The organism is Chitinophaga flava (assembly GCF_003308995.1).
Lineage (GTDB): Bacteria > Bacteroidota > Bacteroidia > Chitinophagales > Chitinophagaceae > Chitinophaga > Chitinophaga flava.
This window is the reverse complement of the sequence record NZ_QFFJ01000002.1, coordinates 3,307,091-3,326,396: the sequence shown is the minus strand read 5'-3', so window position 1 is coordinate 3,326,396 and position 19,306 is coordinate 3,307,091. Positions and strand designations below refer to the sequence as shown.

Sequence of the window (19,306 nt, the reverse complement as noted above, 5' to 3'; positions counted from 1 at the left end):
TATGGTTCACATGATCGATCGGGATCGTGATACTTTGGGCATCAACAAGGTCTGCAATAAAGGTTTTTCGGTGGCCCAAAGACGTTAACAAATTGTTAATCAGTTAATTATCAAGCCAGACAAGCGTTACGTCTTATCTAGCTTGATAAGTTTATTTTTCTTAGAGGTGAGGTACCCAAAAATCGCATCGAAAATTGTAAGTAATGGCAAAAAAGATTTTTCTTTGAAGGAGTAATATTATCGACAATTCCTAAAACTATTTAAACCTCACAGAGTTATTTTCTTCGTTTTTCCTTTCCGCTTCGATTCTCGCTTGAAAATACTTCACTTCTTCCTCTGCCCAACTCCGTACTCTTGTAGATGGGTTCCCTGATAGACTTTGTGCAAGTTGCAATCGCTCTTGGAACATTGGAATAAGGCTACCCGACCACATAAAGGAATGAAGTTTGCTCGATATCTTATCGAAAAGCTCTTCATTTTCAGGAAACATGTTGATCATCTTTAACATTATTGGGGACCAAGCAGCGTTACCTTCCTTTATTTCATATAGCTTTATAAAGTCGATTACCATCTGGGGGGCTCTCTGCGGATATCGACTCATCCATTCAACTATATCATCTTCATTTAGATTCGACTGTTGCTCTAAAAGCTGTCTCAAATGGTACCATCCAGAATAATCAGGATTGATCATTCTTTCGGAAATAATGAACCACACCTTCTGCCAGTATTGGGGGATCAAAATTCTGAAAATAGCATTGAAATAAAAGTCGTTAAAGTCGAAAATTGTTTCTGTCACATCCAAAATATTGCTTGTGATCTTTTCGATAATATCCTCTGAAAGGTCTTTCTCACTTAATATTTTAAGCAACTTAATGTAATCGAACAGGGAATAGGGCTTATGGTTCTCATCTCCTTTTAATAGACCTGGGTCTGCTAGCAACCTTTCTATCTTTATGCGGATATTATTAGGGATTTCGTCAATTTTCTCAAATCCACCAGCACAAATCTCAAGTGCGATGCTCTTTCCCCAAGGTTCTAGACAACAAAGCCAATCAATTAGTTCCCCCATTTGGTCAATAGGATATGTCTTGAATTTGAGGTTCTCAAGTTCAATTACCAATTGGGGTTGAGCATTTATGATGGGCTTTAATTCTGCAATATCAGAAGGCCGAATAGAGATAAGACCATAAAGGCGAATCGCAAAATTTATAAGGGATGATTCCTGAATTACTACTGAAATAGCTTCCCTTATAAAATCTTCATCTTGAGATTGCAAATAACCTATTAGCAATGATATATTTCGCTCTCCAAGAGGAATTTCCTCAAGCTCTTTTGTGATCATTTTAATGAGCTGTAGGTCCGATTTCCTATTTTGGCCTAAAGCATATCCGAAATTGTATGTTTGCCTTTGTTCTCCATTAAGTAAAACGTTAATTTCGGATAGCCAGTTGTCTACATTACTAAGCTCTAACGCTAATTTTTCGGCGTTGTCCTTTGCTCGATTTATTATTTCACCTCTTTCATCTTTGAATGACGAATAGGCTGGCAGTGAAACCTTAAAGCGAAATAGATCCTTAACTGAATCACTTGTATTTTTTTCTATAAGCAACCGTACTCTTTTTCTTATTTCAGTTCCATAATTATTTTCATCGTTAACAATTGATTCTAGCTGCAACCGAAGGTCATCAGAAATAGAACCATTATTCTTTATTATTTGCTCTATGGCATCCAAGATTACTTTTGCCTTATCAGTTCTTGCTAATGAGGGGAGCTGGTTAATTAATACATCATACATTCCATTATACAGCAATAATGATATGACACCAGCTTGATAATCTAAAACCTCCGGTGGCGATGGGGTATAATCTTTCAGTTGCTCACCTCCCTGCAATTCAGAAGCCCCCATTCTAATAAAACCATGATTATTTAGTGCTTTGGTTAGAGCTCCTTTAATTACAGAAGTTCCCCTTTCCGAAGTTACTCTTTGGGACAATTTTGTAATATAGTCCAGTCTTTTCTTCAAAGAGGCCTCAGTACCCGGAAGGCCAATCTGAAATAGTTGCTCAAATTGACCAGTAGCGTTGTTTAGAATTTGTTCATTTTCAAATTCTGCGAAATGGAATAAGATTTCGGCAGCACGCTCAAACATTTCTTTTCTGAAGACAATTCTTTCAAGCGACCAAACTAAATACCTTCTGCTACCAGCCCCTGCAAATAACACGCCCGAATCATGCTGTTCGATAACTTGTTCAAGGGTTGTCAGGACTAAATCCGGCTGAGTTTCAGAAATACTTAATAGAATTTTCCCTCCCGCATTTGTTGAAAGAAAGTTGACATTTTTGAACAGTGCACTTTTTCTCCAAATCTCCTTGAATGGCTTTTTAAAATTCGGTTTAATACTTAATTCGGTAAGCTTATTTGAAAATGGTTCTACAAGATTGAAGTCTGTTATAGACTGTAAAAACAAATCAATGTCTTGATCTGCCATCTGTTGCAGCTTTGCTGCAGATAATTCCTCATCGAAAGTCTCCAGTAGAATAAAATCACCAACAGATTTGACCAGACTTTTTCCTAGAAGATGATTAACAATATTTCGGAAAGTATCGGATGAATCGATGCTAGCGAATTTTATTAAAAATTCAGACTGTTTCTGATATTGACCTTGAAATCCGATATATGAAAAAAGTGACAACGATTCTAATAGTCTTAAAGCTCCTAAATTCGTTGGTCCTTGTCCAATAATTTGTGTCCAACGTGCTAAATAATCATTTGGAAGGTTGAATTGACCTGGTTGTATTGCACCCAATACTGTAATAATCTCGCTGAGATTCCCTTCGTATTTATTCCATAGTTCATACCCCAGTTCAGGTCGACCACGGTGATTTGTAAGTTCGACAACTATCTCTTTGGAATAAATCGGCCCCAAAGAAATGGTTCCACGGTTCCCAGGGGTATACTCATCGATGGTTAAAAGGCTAACATTAGTTCCAGCAGTGTATTCAGAGAAAACCGTATCATGGACTTCAATTGGACAATTATCGAGAATCAGCAGCTTTTTTTGATTAAGCACCTTTAATTGCTGTAGTTTCGCTTCAATTGAAGCATAGTTTCCCAACTTTAGGTCATAAAATAACACATGCTCTATATTTTCATGTTCAGGGAGCATGCTATCAATTTTTCTGTATAATTGATATGCTAAACGTGTTTTCCCTGATTTCGTTCCACCTAATATTCTCTGAGGGTTATTGGAATCATCTAAAGCAGTCCGTAAATCCGATATAATCTTTTTGGTGCTAACACTCGCAAAAAATTTTGACCTAAAGCTATTTGGACTCCAGTCTTTTGAGATTCTTATAGGAGCGTATCTATCCCTTTGATATTCAGTATCTGAGTTAATTGCATTTGCAATAGCTGTATAAAGAGCTTCTACTGTTTTTTCTCTTTCATTATTGATTTCACCATAATTTTTTTCGTTTAAATTGTATGTGATACCCCATCTAAAGCCCTTTAGATCAACTGGCAGGTTTTTAGGATTTCCATACGCATTATTCATAATCGCTAACGTCCTGTAAAATCCCTTTTGAGCCCATGCATATCCTGTCTCCAAAAGCACATTGGGATTTGGAGATGGTTTGTCCTCTACGTTTTTTAGTATACGTATTTCTCTATTTCCAATACTAAACTTCTTTGCATTTGCCCATACCTTTGAAGATGTAAATGTCAAATCAACAATCACCATATCCGCTTTGCGACTTTTGCTCAACATCTCTTCAATAAGGATCGGCGTTCCGGGTGTTCCTCGGCTTCCCACTTCAATCTTAACTTCGACTTTCTTTTTCTCCTTTATTTTTTTGGAAGCATCTTTTAATGCTTTGGAAATAAATTGTTGTCCAAACTCGCTGGGAATATCAGATTGATAGGCAAAAAAAACGGTATAAGCCATTGGCGGTATTTAATTAGCGTAAAATTAGAAATATAATAAAATGTAATCATTGTTTGCAAGACTGTTAAAAAGAAAAAAAGTACTCAACGACTCTTCTTTCGTATGTACCGTCATGAGGTTAATGCTGCCAGCATGCTACCGTTCATTATATTGATGATGCTATTTGCCCAGCGGCCTAATATGCCAGTAAGCTGTGACCTTGTCTAGGTAATCGGAAACATCAGATATGGAACGAAGCTGGATGTCTTAGCCAGCTCTATAAAATAGCCCGCCAGGTTCACCCCCACCATTCATGCAGTAAGCAAAGCAAGAACATTGACGATAAAAACGATCCTTCTTCCAGCATCCGGATCTAAATTATCCATACCAACCCTACTCAAAGAAAATAATGCTTCTTTCATTATACCTAATGGTTATTTTTGGAAATTGAGCCGAACCCTCTAATACGCATTAACGAAAACTACATCATAGTCGTATAGATCCGGGTCAAATAGCCTCATTTTAAAATGACAAACCCAAACTATTTTTTCAATTTACAGAATTCCGTTAAAGATTCACTGCCATTCACATATGTTACAAATATTAACACATATTAAAGACATTACATTGTTTATCTCCACTCGAACCCAATTTATCATGTAATCATAAATTAACCTTGAGTCACATTTTGTCTTGTCATCCCTTTGATGCCCCTATTACTCTCCGTTTGAGACATTATGATGTTGCCAACAGAGTATTTCATTTAATAAACAAAAAGGGTGATGTGAAAACATCATCCGTATTATTTGAACTGCTTTGATGTTTACAGCCTATATTTTTTAGTGAGGGATTTAAAAACTGATCCAGTGGTAAGAAATTGATTCATTGCCAATTTCTTCGGTGATCTCTCTAAATATTTCTTTTCTTATACTGATAATTTTTTCCCTTTCTGCATTGCTTAAACAAGAATTCTTCCTTCCAGAACCGGGTAAACTTGCTGAACGCATTTTTCTATAGTATGTTGGAGCACTCCAGTTACAATCCAGACAAACCCGCTCCCTAAACTTTTCTTGAAAACTACCCAACTCTTCATGAATGCAAAACAAGATATTTTGTTTCTTTTCCGTTCCCATAACAGAATATTTATATATTTTGAGTTAACAAACATTAATCAGTAAATCATCAAGGTAGATAAGCATTATAGCATATCAGGTTAATTATGCCACTGCCTTACTCAGCATCGAATCCGGTAGCGAAAGGTTAAACCTGTTCTTCAGCGCCTTCATATCACCGCTCACTTTACTGGCTACAATCTTTGCATAGATCTGAGTGGTACGGATGGATTTATGCCCCAACATGGCGCTCACGGTTTCAATAGGCACCCCGTTGGCCAGTGTTACTGTGGTGGCAAAGGTATGCCGCGCGGTATGTGTGGTGAGGTTCTTTTGAATACCGCAGATGTCAGCGATTTCTTTAAGGTAGCCGTTAAAGCGTTGATTGCTCCTGATCGGCAGTAACACGTTGTTGGCAACGCAATGCGGATGGTTCTTGTACTTTTGTATAATTTCTTTCGCCATCGGCAACAGCGGAACGTTCTCCCGGCACCAGGTCTTTTCCCGGTTCTTAACTATCCAGTCTTCTCCATCGAAGAACTTGGCAATGTGGTCCGGGCCAAGCATGAAAGCATCTTTATAAGCATAACCGGTTACGGTCATAAACAGGTAAGAATCTTTTGCCTCCTGTAACCGGGGGATAGGGAGTTCTTTATAATACAATGTGCAAAGTTCATCCATGGTGAGTATGTCCCTTTCGGGGTTAATATAGGAACATACATAATCCTGTAGGGGATTACACTGTAACCACTTTCGCTGGACAGCCAGCTTCAGCAGTTGTTTTGTATTCTTCAGGTACTTCATGGCGGTGTTATCCTGGATGCCTTCTGTGAGGGTGAGGTAATCGAAGAAGTCTTCGGCAAACGCAAATTCGATTCTTTCCAGGGGAATATCCTTCATTTTGAAAACATGCGAGAGGAAGGCGATAATCTTGTCTTTGGTCGTCAGCCATTTCTTATAGGTACTGTCCCTCCTCTTTTCCTTATCGACCTTTTCTTTGAATTTTCCATTGTGAAAGTCTGCGACCTGCAGCAACGTTTGTTTTTCCTGATTAACTCCCAGGTGTGCATTTTTAATCATAGTGGGAGTAACAGTTGCTCCGCGCTTCTTTAATAGGTTGTAATGTCGAAGCAGCTCATTTTTGACGTGTTGAATCTGATTGTTAATTTCAATGGCCTCTGCTGACTTACCAACTACCGCGCCGGCTTTCTTATTAAATTTGGATGGGTCAACTTTGTAACCAAGTGAAAAGCCATCTCTGGGAAACCCTGTAACAGTGACTCGGACGCAGATGGTAGCTTTTCCGTCAGGGCTTTGGTTATCATACCGGAGATGAAAAAGAATTGATAAATCTTGACTTACTTTCATAGTCCAATAAGTTTTAGGTTACCGATTATTGGTTTTGTTTGGTGCGTTTTGTTTCGGCTTGCAAGTCCTAAAACCCTTTACTGATAAGCATCTTATCGAAAAGGATACAGTAAACTTATTATTTTTCTGTGTATCCTTTTTTGTATCCTTTCAGATTCGTTTGATATGGTTTACCTTTCTATGGTAAAAACAGAAAAGCCGCATAAATCCTATGATTTAAGCGGCTTTAATAACCTTTGATATTCTTGTCTGTGATCCCGCTGGGACTCGAACCCAGGACCCATACATTAAAAGTGTATTGCTCTACCAACTGAGCTACGGAATCATTCCCTTTTTGTAAGGGAGTGCAAAGATAGAAAATAATTTATTTCTACCAAATATATAACCATATATTTTGCAAGCACTTAAAAAAAGAGCTTATCGTGTGACTATAGTGAGTCCCGATTGGGCCTGTGTTACAGGAGTCACACACTTAAAGCTCACTCGGTAAATATTATCGCCCCATTTCTGCCGGATCCCCTGGTCTTCCATGGTTTGCAGGGTTACCTTTTCTATGGAAGCTTCCAGCTGACGGGCTGGATAAGACACCAGAAAATCTCTGGCTGTACTATGGATGACCAGCTTTCCTGGCTGAAGGATACTCACCGGATAACAGGTCATGAGGTGTTGAATGAAGGTCCCGGTGGCTTTCAGGGAAATCAGGTCTTCGATCTGTACAGAACGCCGGCGGTCGAGCCGGATGTTTCGCCTCCACTGCGCAATACCGGCTGCTTCCGGATAGGCAGCCGTCAGGTCCAGTGACAGCTGGCTGTAGCCTGTAGCGGACTTGTACTCCACCTGGGTAGCCTTATAACGGGCGCCCGGTAACTGCGTATATCCGTTGACGTCAGGCAGGTTATGATAATCTGAACGGTTGAACCAGATATCGTAACGTTTATCACTGAAAGTACGGGCTGTATAAGTACCACGGCCCACATCAATGATGACAGGCAGACCATCATAGTAAACGATGTAGTTACCGATGTCGTTATGGTTATGACTTTCGTCGTTGTTACCGCCTTTAGCTGCTACATAAAAGCCGCTGGTATTGCCGCCATGATCGCGGGCCACCATCACCTGCAGATCAGGCCACCAAACGTTTTGTGGCAGCGGCAGCCCTTTGGGAGCTGCTTTCAGCTCCTGTTGCAGGAAGAGGGAGAAGAAGTTACGGAAGAAATGATAGGTGCCGCTGAAAGTTCTGTCTTCCCGGAAATAATACGCCCCAAAACGCATCATATCCATATCTGCAATCGCTTTACCAAAACGATAGATCATCATACCATCCATACCGGGCTGCGGATCTGCGTCGGCGAAGTCCAGAAAATAACGCTCGCTGATCTGTGCCTGGTAGATAAACTGTCCCATTTTCCGCACTTTATCATCCTGGAAGGCATAGTTAAAAGCATTATGGGTGGCCAGGTCCAGCAGCGAGATGTTATCAAACAGCGAGGCGGCGGCGACACCCCAGTAACCGGGGCCTTCATCACATCCTCCATCTGCGGGGTAAGGGTCCAGGAAGTTATCCAGCGTCAGCAGGATATGTTGCAAGGCGGCTATACGCTTGCTCTCATCTTTTTCGAGTAATAGTACGGCGTTGAGCCAGTTGGAGCAAATCCAGGGGTTCCAGTTATTAGGACGGCGGCCGCTGCTGGCATTGCCCATCCAGCCATGGTGTTTGGTCATCAATGGCTGGAAGATACGTTTATCGGTTTCTTCGTATATACGTTTGCGTATTTGCGGTGAAACAGCATCCAGCTGATCACCAACGTAATAATCCACCCAGGCGAGCAATGTGGCTGTTTCGGCAGAAAACAGCTCCACAAACGGAGAAGATACATCAGGCAGGCCCGCATAGTCTTTCCCTTTGGGCAGATGAGCGGAAGCTCCCCAGAAAGACTCTTCACAAACAGACCACACCCCATTGATGATATCATCGGTGAAACGACCTTTATGTTCCAGTATTTCAGCGAGCAACAAAGTAGCCAATGCCTCCCGTTTACGGTTGGCAATCGCCTGATAATCGCTACGGTTACCCGTTCGCACGATCAGCAGCGAAGTGGTGGCCGGTATGCCGGGCCATTCATAGTGCAGATACCCGGTTGCCTTTTTAATGACAGCTGTTGCCTGTTCCGGGCCTATAGCTGCCCAGGCAGGATCACCGGCAGGTGGAAAAGGTGTCCAGGAGATACGCGGTATCAACAACTGCTCCAGCTGTGTGGTACTGTATTTCCCGCTCAGGAGGTGCTGTGATACTGCCTGCGGTGAAATCATACAGCTTAGCAACAGCCCTATTGTCCAGCAAAAAAAATTACGCATAAAACATCAGTAAGTACGGTGAGTAAGATGATCCATGCTTTCAGCAGCCTGCCATCGTTATAATCAAACCTACACAGCTGAGGATGGAGAGAAGATATTTCATACAATTACGAGTTACGAACTATGAACTATGATTGACTTACTTCATTCGTAATTCGTAACCCGTAATTACTATTTAAGCGTATAACGTTTGATACTGATTCTTGCGGATTGCCCGGTATTATCAACTTTGTTGATGAAGATATAGGCCCTGTATTTACCATCGCCGGTTTCCACCCACACACCGGCTTCTTCTTTCAGCCCCAGTGCAAAATCCGGAGACGTAGACATATCCAGTTTTTCGAAGTCGGGATCGTCTACGAAGGTAGTGCCGTATTTCAGACCTGCCAGATGGAAGTCCTGTACATTCCAGGCCTTACTCAATTTCGTATCCCTGTTGACGTTAGCCGGCAGTGTAACACCAGGTAAATAGTCTTTAGGGGCAGCAGGTGCTACCAGCGCATGTCCAAACTGTACAGACAGGCTACGGTACAGGTATACCAGGTCTATCTTTCCGGGATTGGCAGCAGCCTCAGTAGCATTGTACAACGCCATGTCTGCGATAGACAGATAACACTTGTCGTTGTTGGTAGGAATGAGATTCAGCTTCATGTCCATTTTAGCAATGGTATAAGGCCCCATTTCATAAGTTACAGTCTCGCCATTGCTGCTGGTAGCGCTGAAAGTGAACTTCACCGTTTTGCCTCTTGCTTCTTCGGGTATCCTGTAAAAATAACGGAGGGTCACCGCATTGGTGTCTTTGGTGAAAGTAGTCACATTCACCCCTTCTTTTGTAACAGAGCGGGTACCAACACCTACCGGCACATCCACCCCGCTTCCGTTGGTATAAAAAGAACTGTCCTGCAGATAGGTGGCCGAATTGGGCAGATCACCAGCTTTTATCTGAAGCCCCGGAATCGATGCTACTACCTGTGCAGACACCAGCTTGCCTTTGGATGCAGGAATAGCGATGGCATAGGCAAATTCTATATTCAATCCTACGATATTAGGTCCCAGTGAACGTTTGATACAATCGTTCTGCAACTCATTTTTAGGCGTAGGCACACTATAATCCTTGTTCTTCGTACAGGCCGCCATCAGCAGCAGGGAAGCAAAGAACAGCGGGATATATGAAAAATGTTTACCTGTCATAATACGTGTTTTAAAATACTGCTCACTTTTGTACAGTGATAATAACGGTATAAGTCTTTCTTACCTGCCGGTTGCCGGAAACCACGGTATATTTTTTCGGGTTTGCCAGATCGGAGAAGTCAACTTTACCGGTGATCTTCGGGTCCAGTTTTGCATCGGTCACGAGCGTAAACTGTGGCCACAGGTTCTTCAGGTCTGTACCAAACAGCACTTCCTGCTGAATAGTGCAGGCAACGGTATCAATCACCGGTGCTTTGGAGCGTACCGTCTGGAAATCGGCGCCCAGCAATTCAAAATTGCTGACATAACATTCCGCACGGGCGGTGATCAGCAGACCGTCTTCATCTACCGGCGTCTCTTTTTTGCAGCTGCTCCAAACCAATGCTGTCATCAGCAGGATACAGTTTATGATGGCATATTTCTTCATCGCTTGTTGTTTTTTTTGTTAGATAGATAATCACTACATCCACGGCGTATTCTGCGTCAGGTTGGGGTTACGGTCACGCTCACTCTGCGGTATTTTGAAGATGTAACACTGCGCGATATCTCTGTCGGTAGCGTTCTGGAAGTAACGTTGTGCCTGTGCACCCCAGGTGTCCAGCCGCCATACACCAGGGCCTCCGGGTGGGTTCCAGTTTTTTTCCAGGGTCCTCCAGCGGCGTACATCAAACGGGCGCTGACCTTCTCCCAGCAACTCTACGATACGCTCTTGTTCGATGGCATTGAAGAAAGATACTTTATCAGCTGTTTTACCACCAGCCAGCGGCGGAAGATTACCCCGGCGACGTACCCTGTTCACCAGTGCGATCGCATCGGCCTGCGGACCATATGCTTCATTGGTAGCTTCTGCATACATCAGGAAAACATCGGCCAGACGCATTACCGGGAAACTGTAGTCCCCATCGCTGCGGCCTTGCCCGGCGTAATTGCGCAGGAATTTGCGGAACACATAACCGGAGTTGGTACCATCGGTATTATATGAAAGGAAAGTAGTACCATCTATCACAATAGGTTGTGCCCATGTTTTATAGATATAAGGTACCCAACCGGTAGATTTAAGAGAAGCCATACCAATGCTCACTTCATAGTCCCACATAATGGAAGCCTTCATACGATAATCGCGGTTGGCATAACTGGCCGGATTCACGGCGGAATTCAGTTTAGTCCTGGCACCCGTTACAGTAGAAGGATTGGTAGGTATTAGTTTAGGTGCAAAATCACCGGTGACGGTAGACTGGTACTTGTCGGCTATTTCATAACGTGGCGTTATCCAGCACTGGGAGCCCTCATGAGAGCGACCTGCAAAATCACGCATCAGTTCTTCTCCCTGGAAAGTACCGGTACCACCATGTGCAAAAGCCATGACCATCTCACCATCACCATTCGCTACCGGTGTAAACAGGAAATAATAGTTGGGAAGTTTTTCGGCTTTGCCCAAGGTGTCACATTCTCCTGGTGATCCGCCACGGAAAAGGTCCAGACCATAGTCATTGATGACGTGTTTAAAATCTTCTGCAGCGGCTTGATAGGCTGCAGTAGCCGCGGCTGTGGAGGGTTTGAATGTGCTCAGCTCGGGCCAGCCGTTTTTGTTCCAGCATGCCCAGTACAACTGCAACTTGCCACGAAAGGCCAGAGCGGCGGGTTTGGCGGCGCGTCCCATCTGATCTGATTTAGCAGGCAGTTTATTAAAAGCATAGGTAAAATCCGCCATGATGGAATCTTTTATCTGCGCTATCGGCATACGGGCCAGTGCGGCCACTTCATCATTAGAGGTGATACTATGATCCAGGTAAGGCACATCTCCCCACATGGAGATAAGACGGAAATAAACCATGCCACGCAGCAGTCTTGCCTCGGCCAGGATACGCTCCAGTTTGGGCACAGACACATTGGTACCGGTAGCCAGCATTCTGTTCACATTATCGATTACATAGTTGGCACGGTTCACTCCTCCATAGAGATATTTATACATGGCGTCAAACTGCTGCCCAAAGCCGGAAGGACTGTAACCGGTAGAACCGGTGGTCACTACATAAGCGCCGCCGTGCTGCAGATCATCTTTCACGGTGCTGGTACCTCTGGTTCTTACATATTCTCCCTGACCATCAAAATAATAATCCCGGTCAAAGAGTGGTCTTACATCTGCATAAGCACCCATAATACCTGCAAGTGCATCAGCATCTGTTTTCCAGAAAACATTTTCACCTACTTCAGTAGTGGAAGGCTGGTCCAGCAGATTTTTAGTACAGCTGCCGCCCAGCACTGCAAAGCTTGTGAGAGCAGCTATTAAACGTATCGTTGATGTTGTTTTTTTCATGATTACAGCTTTAGAGTCCCACATTAACACCAATGGAATAGGATTTATTCAACGGATAGGCATTGCTTCTGTTACCCGTCTGCTCAGGGTCCAGGCCCCGGAAAGAAGTAATGGTAGCAATGTTTTCAGCAGATCCGTAAATACGGAAGCTGTTGATACCGATTCGTTTGATCAGACTAAGCGGAAGCGTATAGCCCAGCTGAATATTTTTCAGACGCAGGTAAGCCAGGTTGTCCAGCCAGAACGTAGATTCGTCCCTGTTACCACCGGGACCGCCTATACGAGGCCATCCACCATCCCTGTTTTCCACAGACCATGGATTGGTCCAGTGTGACCAGGAAGCAGCATAGCGGCTGGCACTGAAGTTTACATCGTTGTAGTTGTTGAGCCAGAAATCTTTACGGCCGGCAGAACCCTGCAACAGAAAAGCCAGGTCAATTCCTTTCCAGGAAGCGTTGAAGCCCATAGCAAAATTGGTAGTAGGTCTGTCGCGTTGTACGTTGGGATAGGCTACCTTATCGTTGTCATCTATTCTACCGTCACCATTCACGTCTTTACGCAGGATATCGCCAGGTGAAGCACCTTGCGGTGTGTTGTTGTATATGTCCTGCCAGGTTTGTGCGATGCCCATATCCTGATAGGCATACAGGAAGTGATAAGGCATATTCAGGAAAGTGTAGCCACGGCCCAGGTATTCGTTCCATTTTTCGAGGGTGGTCCTGTTGTAGGAAGCGTTGAGATTTACTCCGTAACGTACCGGCCCGAAATGGTCTGACCAGTTGAGGTTGAGCTCCACACCCTTGTTACGCAGGTCGCCAATATTTTTGCGGGGAGCTGCATAAGCGCCGCTCAGCAGGATAGACATATCGGAAGGTCTTACCATACCGGTGGTAAGCCTGTTGTAATAATCCAGTTCTGCATTGAGGCGGCCATCCAGGAAACTCAGGTCCAGACCGAGGTTAAAGACAGCGGTATTTTCCCAGGTAAAGTCAGGGTTGATCATTTTGCGGTATACGAGCCCTTTGGCGATGGCGGCATCAACGTAGTAGTGGCTGCCATACAAGGTGGACTGTTGTTCATAACGGCCTACACCGCTGTTATTGCCCAGTTGTCCATAGGAAGCACGGAATTTACCGCTGGTGAGGTATTTACTGAGGAAAGGTTTGAGGAAACTTTCTTCTGTAAAGCGCCATCCCAGCGCCATTGAGGGGAAGAAGCCGTATTGGTGTCCGGGCAGAAATTTGGAAGAACCATCATAGCGGAAGTTGGCTTCAAACAGATAACGATCAAAAGCGGTGTAGTTAATACGGCCGATATAGGACCGTAATCCTTCCGTAGAGCTACCGCCGCTGGTGCCCTGTATGGTGGTGAGGGCTGCGTCTACTTCGTGCAAACCGGGGAACAGCCTGTCGTTTCGGGAAGACCCCTGAAAACGGTCGTACCAGTACTCTTCGCTGTATACACCTGTCACAGTCAGATCGTGGTTGGTACCAAAAGCTTTGTGATAGGTCAAACGCCCGTTCAGCATGGTTTTGTAACCAGTAGCGGTATTATTGGAAACGCCGGCATTATCGCCTACGTATACACGGCTGCCGTTAATCCCCGACTGGAAGTTGAAGGCGGTGGCCGGTGTGGCAGCAGAATAGGCAAACTGGTTGTAGTAGTTAAGGGAATAATCCACCCGGCCGGTCAGCCCTGCGATTGGGGTCCAGTCCAGATAAACGTTTGCATTTGCCTCCTGGCGGTTTTGCCTGTTGAGAGAGTTCGTATACACCACATAAGGGTTATAAGCCTGCGGATCTTCCCCGTAGGCCATTACACCGCCGAATTTACCGGTCACCGGATCATAGGGAGTAATACCAGCGATGGCATAACGCATATCAAAACCAGCTGTGTTGGTAGAAGAGGTATCGGTGAAACCGTCTTCCAGCGCGTAGGTGAACTTAGACCAGTTGCCGTTAAAGCGGATACCGGTATTCATGTTCTTACGCAGTTTATAGTCATAGTTAAACCGGGCGTTGTAACGGGTATAGTCGTTGTTGATCTGCAAACCTTTCTCATCCTGTACGCCAACAGAGAGGTAGAAATTAGAGACATCATTGCCTCCGGAAGCGGAAAGGTTATAGTTCTGGGAGGTACCGGTGCGCATGATGATATCCCACCAGTCGGTGTTGGGATAACGCAGCGGGTCTATCATGCCCATGGCCATCCACTGGTCGATGGTACCGTCTTTGAAGGTGAGGTTGTCACGGAGGGTTCCCACCAGTCCCAGGCGTTGTTCCAGCGTGAGGGCACGGGGATAGCTGGCCATGAAATCGTATGCTCTCGTCGGTTGCTGAATGCCATAGATTCCGTTGAAGTTGAGTGCTGTTTTTTTCTGGCCTTTCCCTGACTTGGTGGTGATGAGGATAACGCCGTTGGCTGCACGGGAACCGTATACAGAGGCCGAGGTAGCATCTTTAAGTACAGAGATACTTTCTATGTCGTTCATATTGATACGGTTGATGTCCACATCGGGCATACCGTCCACTACGATGAGGGGGTTGGCATTGTTGACAGTGCCGAGGCCGCGGATGACGAGGCTGGCACTGTTTCTGCCGGCCATGCCGGACGACTGTACGGCGGAGAGGCCGGGTACCAGTCCGGAGAGTGCAGAAGAAGCGTTGGGCAGTGCGCGGCTGGTTATTTTTTCATCTACTTTGATGGCGGAGACAGCGCCTACCAGATTGACTTTCCGTTGGGTACCGTATCCTACTACCACCACTTCTCCCAGTGCTTTCTGGTCGGTGGCGAGGGTGATGTTGACTGTTTTTTGTCCGGCGTAGGCCACCTGTTGTTTCACAAAGCCCATGGAGCTGAATTCCAGTGTACCGTTTTTAGCAGCGGTTTTCAGTGTGAATTTACCCTCCGGGTCTGTTACGGAGCCGGCCGTGGTGCCTTTCAGGGTAACGGTTACCCCTGGCAATGACTGGCCTTTTTCATCTTTTACAACCCCGGTAATGAAGCGTTGTTCATCCTGAGGCGTCTGAAAGGCAGCCGATGTGACGGAGGTGTGGGCTGCAGCCCCTCCGGCGTAAAAGAGCGCGGTGGTAGCCATGATAGCTACAGCGCACCATCTGACGCAGTCGTTACGGGATGTTCGATAACGTGGTGATTGATTATTCATAATTGGAATTTGTTAAATCTGTATAAGGGATAGAGCTCTATAAGGGATATAGCACTCCCGGGCCGGCGTATATCCAGCTATTGAAAGCAAACGTTTGCATTCAAACTATTGATTTTTTATTAATCCTCTTTTTTTTCCTGTGTGTAACTGCTACCCTTAATAGTGGCTGATATAATGCTGGTTGTTTTAAATGATGATTACAAAATGTCCTGTTAAGCCTTGCCAGGTCTGAGGCCGGCTATTTTATTCTGGTTGATATAGATTTTTTAAGTGTACTGCATACACTATGCTCTTTCAGTGAACGTGGCAGTGTTTTTTCAAAAATATAAAAAAACAATCGATTGTAATAATTTTATTTTTAAGCTCGACCAATTGACAGAAAACTTATTAGAAAATATCTGATATAGGCGCCAGGCCTACAAGATAGGAAAAAGAAAATAACAAGCAACAAAAATAATTACAGGAGATTCAGTAATAATAACGGTAAAGAATACACGTAATGCATACGTTTGCAGAAAAATAGCAGAAACAACATTGGTAAACGAATTATAACAAGATGTTTAGCGGGCTACCTCCTGCCCTGCTGGTATTTCCACTTCAGGAAACAAAGTACCCATACTTTCAAAACGTGTATGCAGATGCAAACGCATGGCGGTACGGAATGCATCCGGAGTACCGTATTTCAGGATCTCCAGCAGTGCCTGATGCGAAATAATCTGCTTTATCTTCCAATCATCCCGATGTGGCGCATTCGAGGCAAATAAAGTATTGAGCAGGTTCTGAAAAGCGTACAACGACTTGTTACCGGACATCTTGTATAGTGTACAGTGAAAACGTATATCCAGCTTCGTGAGTAACTCAGCATCTTCCGCAAGGTTTTCTTCTTCAACGATGCGCTGCAGATCATCCAGATGGCGGTCTGTCTTATGCAGGAATAAAAAATCAGCCATGCCGATCTCCAGCATCAGCAGCACCTCATACAGATCTTTCAGCGCATCCTTGTCCAAGGTGCCGGATGCCAGGATCGTTTTAAAACCGTAAAAGATATTGGGCGATGTCAATACCGTGCCCCGCTTACGCTTCGTTTCAATAAACCCGAGGATACGCAAACGGCTCAACGCTTCCCGCAATACCACCCTGCTCACGCCAAGTATATCTGCCAACTCATTCTCCTTGGGCAACGCATCCCCCACTTTGTAACCTTTCTCGGAGATATATTTCAGTATTTTCCGCTCAATTTGTTCTGCCAGGGTAAGATCCTTCTGCATCGATATGGTGATATTTATGGTTTTTAACTGTTCTTAAATATAACCCTTGTGGCGCTTATTATAAGCACAACAGTCAAAAAAGCAGTATCCCATCCGCCTGAAAAAACAACTTAAAAGCGGGGAATTGTGGACAGCGTACTGTGAAATATTTGCATCAATTCACATTCATCAACCTTTATAAAACACTCATTACCAGAACATTAATTTTCGGCATGTTTTTATCGCATCTTCTCTTAAAAACCTGTTTTTATGAAACGTAATCGTCACGGGAAGGCTTCTAAATCCCATCGGGATATGACCCGGACTCAGGAAAACGAGGAAAGGTCAGCCAACCAGACTCAAGGTCAATCTGAACCCAACAGAGATCAGACCAACGAACCTTTAAAGAAACACGGTGAACACCGTAAAGGAAAATAAGATCAGTTTAAAAGAAAACGGTCCGGATAATCCGGACCGTTTTTTATTTACCGTTATTCAGTTTCACGTCCAGCAACTTCATAAAATAGCCCCCCACCACGCTTCTTGCCTGGAAGCCGACTTTTTTGCCGTTGGTGGTTTCATGCCAGTCGCTCAGCGGAACCCGTGTAGGCGTTTCGGTTATATACCGGTAAAGCGGTTGTACAAATGCATTAAAATCTTTGGCCATAACTGCAGTCCACATAATCCAGTCAGACTTGGTATAGGTCCTCCTGCTATCGAGTGGAAGACCATATGGCTGCTGACGGGCCAGGTAATAGTCTGTTTCTTTTTTATAAACAGCTGCCGGAAAAAGATGAAAACCAAGCACCTGGTCCCAAACCAGGTTATACTTCTGGCTCCAGGTGGCCGGCTTGCCAAAAGCCAGCATATAATGATCTCCATCATCAGCCAGCTGTATCCATTTGGCTGCCATCTCCCGGGCACTATTATCATAACGTTTAGCCGTTGCCGTTTCTCCCAACATCCCTGCAAGCATCGCATAGGATTTAAGTCCCATGATCGCTTTCAGCGAAAGGTTGGCATTGCGGGCCATATGTCCTGCAAAATCATCAGTACACAGCTGATTCGCAGGATCGAAACCCTCTTTCAGCAAATATGCCGCCCAGGTGCCCAGCGTTTTCCAATGTGCTTTGGCATAACTGGCATTACCTTCTGCCACAGCTATAGCGCCGGCCAGAATCAGCATATTACCGGATTCTTCCACCGGCATATCTTCTCCATACACCTGCCCGTTGGCATGCGGGTACGTACCCAGGTCATGCGCCGCAAATGGCTCCGCAAACCGTCCGCTTTCCGAATACTGAAAGATGCCCGTCATCATGCCTTTGAGCAGATCAGGGTTGTACAGCAGGAACAACGGTGCAGACGGATACGTCACATCTACGGTATTAATACAGCCATTACTGAAATTTTCTTTCGAGAGAAACAACAGCTCTCCGGCTGGACCTCTTACCAGTTTATGAGCTGATACACTCTGCCGGTAAGCCAGTTCACACAACGCAGCATACTGCTCACCACCGGCTGCCACGGCATCATCATGCAGCTCTTTGTTGAACGCTTCGCAGCGTTGCAGCACTGTAGCATATTCTTTCCATGCTGCATTCAGCTCTCCTTCTATCGTTTGGGCCGGCGAATTTTTCCACCATGCTTTAAGGTTGGTGTTAAAATACTGAATCGCGTAAAGGTCATCATACCCCAGCAGAAACACCTGCTCCTTTGGCTCCCGCCCTATCATTCCCAGCGACACAATATTACTCAGCAACTGCTGTTTGTCGCCCTTCATTGTTGCAGGCCTTTTCTTCACAAAAGACAGTATCGCATCTTCAGTATTGCTGAAGTACTGTACAGGCCTGGAAGCAGCCGGACAAGCAACGTACATATATCCCCAGTCGATACGCAAATCATCTCCCTTTTTCTTCAGCACAGGTTGTAACACAGTCCCGGCCTTCATCATAGAAAGCTGACCGGAAACATACCTGGTGGTAGTCACCGGTTGTGCAGGACCGTTGACAGCAATATCGGTAGAGGCCCCGAAATACACTTCCACCGCATGTTTGGCATTGTCAGTAGCATTCACGCAGTAAGAAATATAAGAGACCGGCCTTGACATCAGCATCAGGTCACGAATGAGCAAGGGCGAAGTAAAAGTGAGCGTAACAGCCACCTTACCACACTGGAACTGATAAACCGTCTGCGTTGCATGGATACTGACGGCTATTTGACGGGCCGGCAATACACCGGCATCATCCGAACTATTGAATGCACCCAACACCCTATAGGTGATACCGTCTACTTTCACCAGGCCAACCAGCGCCTGCTCTTTACCAGTCCAATGTACGGTGGAAGCCTGATGAAGGGTGTCAGTAGCAGACCATATACTGAAATAAGGATCGTGGGTTACCAGCGGGTAAGCAGGCGCCTGTTGCTGAGCCATCGCCTGATGCCACAGACCACCTAAGCATAATATTGCCAGGACTCTTTTCATAACGGGAATTTTAAGCGTATTTTATACGGTTATGAAAAATAGTAACTTTTATAGGATTATTTGAGAAAAATGATGACTGGTGTGTACAAAAGAACGAAGGTGTGAAGCAATGACAAGGCAGTGAGCAAACAAACAGCAGAAAT

11 protein-coding genes and 1 tRNA gene are annotated in these 19,306 nt (G+C 44.6%); 1 reads left to right on the top strand and 11 read right to left on the bottom strand.

The annotated features are described in order from the left end of the window. Positions 1–256: 256 nt before the first annotated feature. The 10 genes from DF182_RS28725 to DF182_RS28680 form a co-directional block, all read right to left on the bottom strand. Complete coding sequence (locus tag DF182_RS28725; RefSeq protein WP_113619195.1) at positions 257–3,943, bottom strand: hypothetical protein; 3,687 nt, start codon at positions 3,941–3,943, stop codon at positions 257–259. 830 nt (positions 3,944–4,773) lie between these two features. Beyond that, positions 4,774–5,055, bottom strand: coding sequence for a hypothetical protein (locus tag DF182_RS28720; RefSeq protein WP_113619194.1), 282 nt, complete (start codon positions 5,053–5,055; stop codon positions 4,774–4,776). Between the two features lie 84 nt (positions 5,056–5,139). Further along, complete coding sequence (locus tag DF182_RS28715; RefSeq protein ID WP_113619193.1) at positions 5,140–6,402, bottom strand: site-specific integrase; 1,263 nt, start codon at positions 6,400–6,402, stop codon at positions 5,140–5,142. A gap of 252 nt (positions 6,403–6,654) precedes the next feature. After that, positions 6,655–6,727, bottom strand: a tRNA-Lys gene (locus tag DF182_RS28710). A 92-nt stretch (positions 6,728–6,819) separates the two neighbouring features. Continuing rightward, the gene (locus DF182_RS28705; protein ID WP_113619192.1) at positions 6,820–8,757 is read right to left on the bottom strand and encodes a heparinase II/III domain-containing protein; all 1,938 of its coding nucleotides are present in this window, start codon (positions 8,755–8,757) and stop codon (positions 6,820–6,822) included. Between the two features lie 171 nt (positions 8,758–8,928). After that, a complete protein-coding gene (locus DF182_RS28700) occupies positions 8,929–9,948 on the bottom strand; it encodes a DUF4466 family protein (RefSeq protein ID WP_113619191.1) in 1,020 nt (339 codons plus the stop codon). A 22-nt stretch (positions 9,949–9,970) separates the two neighbouring features. After that, positions 9,971–10,375 (bottom strand): hypothetical protein, encoded by a 405-nt coding sequence (locus tag DF182_RS28695; protein ID WP_113619190.1) that lies wholly within the window; start codon positions 10,373–10,375, stop codon positions 9,971–9,973. 33 nt (positions 10,376–10,408) lie between these two features. Beyond that, positions 10,409–12,265, bottom strand: a complete 1,857-nt coding sequence (locus DF182_RS28690) for a RagB/SusD family nutrient uptake outer membrane protein (protein ID WP_211327234.1) — start codon at positions 12,263–12,265, stop codon at positions 10,409–10,411. Between the two features lie 10 nt (positions 12,266–12,275). Further along, entirely contained in the window at positions 12,276–15,431 is a 3,156-nt protein-coding gene (locus tag DF182_RS28685) for a SusC/RagA family TonB-linked outer membrane protein (RefSeq protein ID WP_245957583.1), read from the bottom strand. A gap of 560 nt (positions 15,432–15,991) precedes the next feature. Beyond that, entirely contained in the window at positions 15,992–16,699 is a 708-nt protein-coding gene (locus tag DF182_RS28680) for a FadR/GntR family transcriptional regulator (RefSeq protein WP_113619187.1), read from the bottom strand. 249 nt (positions 16,700–16,948) lie between these two features. Between DF182_RS28680 and DF182_RS32415 the strand changes: the two genes are divergently transcribed. Next, a complete protein-coding gene (locus DF182_RS32415; protein WP_153260022.1) occupies positions 16,949–17,116 on the top strand; it encodes a hypothetical protein in 168 nt (55 codons plus the stop codon). Between the two features lie 43 nt (positions 17,117–17,159). Here DF182_RS32415 and DF182_RS28675 read toward each other — a convergent pair whose 3' ends face one another. Continuing rightward, positions 17,160–19,163 carry a glutaminase family protein gene (locus DF182_RS28675; protein WP_113619186.1) on the bottom strand — a complete coding sequence of 668 codons (2,004 nt, stop codon included), beginning with the start codon at positions 19,161–19,163 and terminating at the stop codon, positions 17,160–17,162. Between the last annotated feature and the right edge of the window lie 143 nt (positions 19,164–19,306).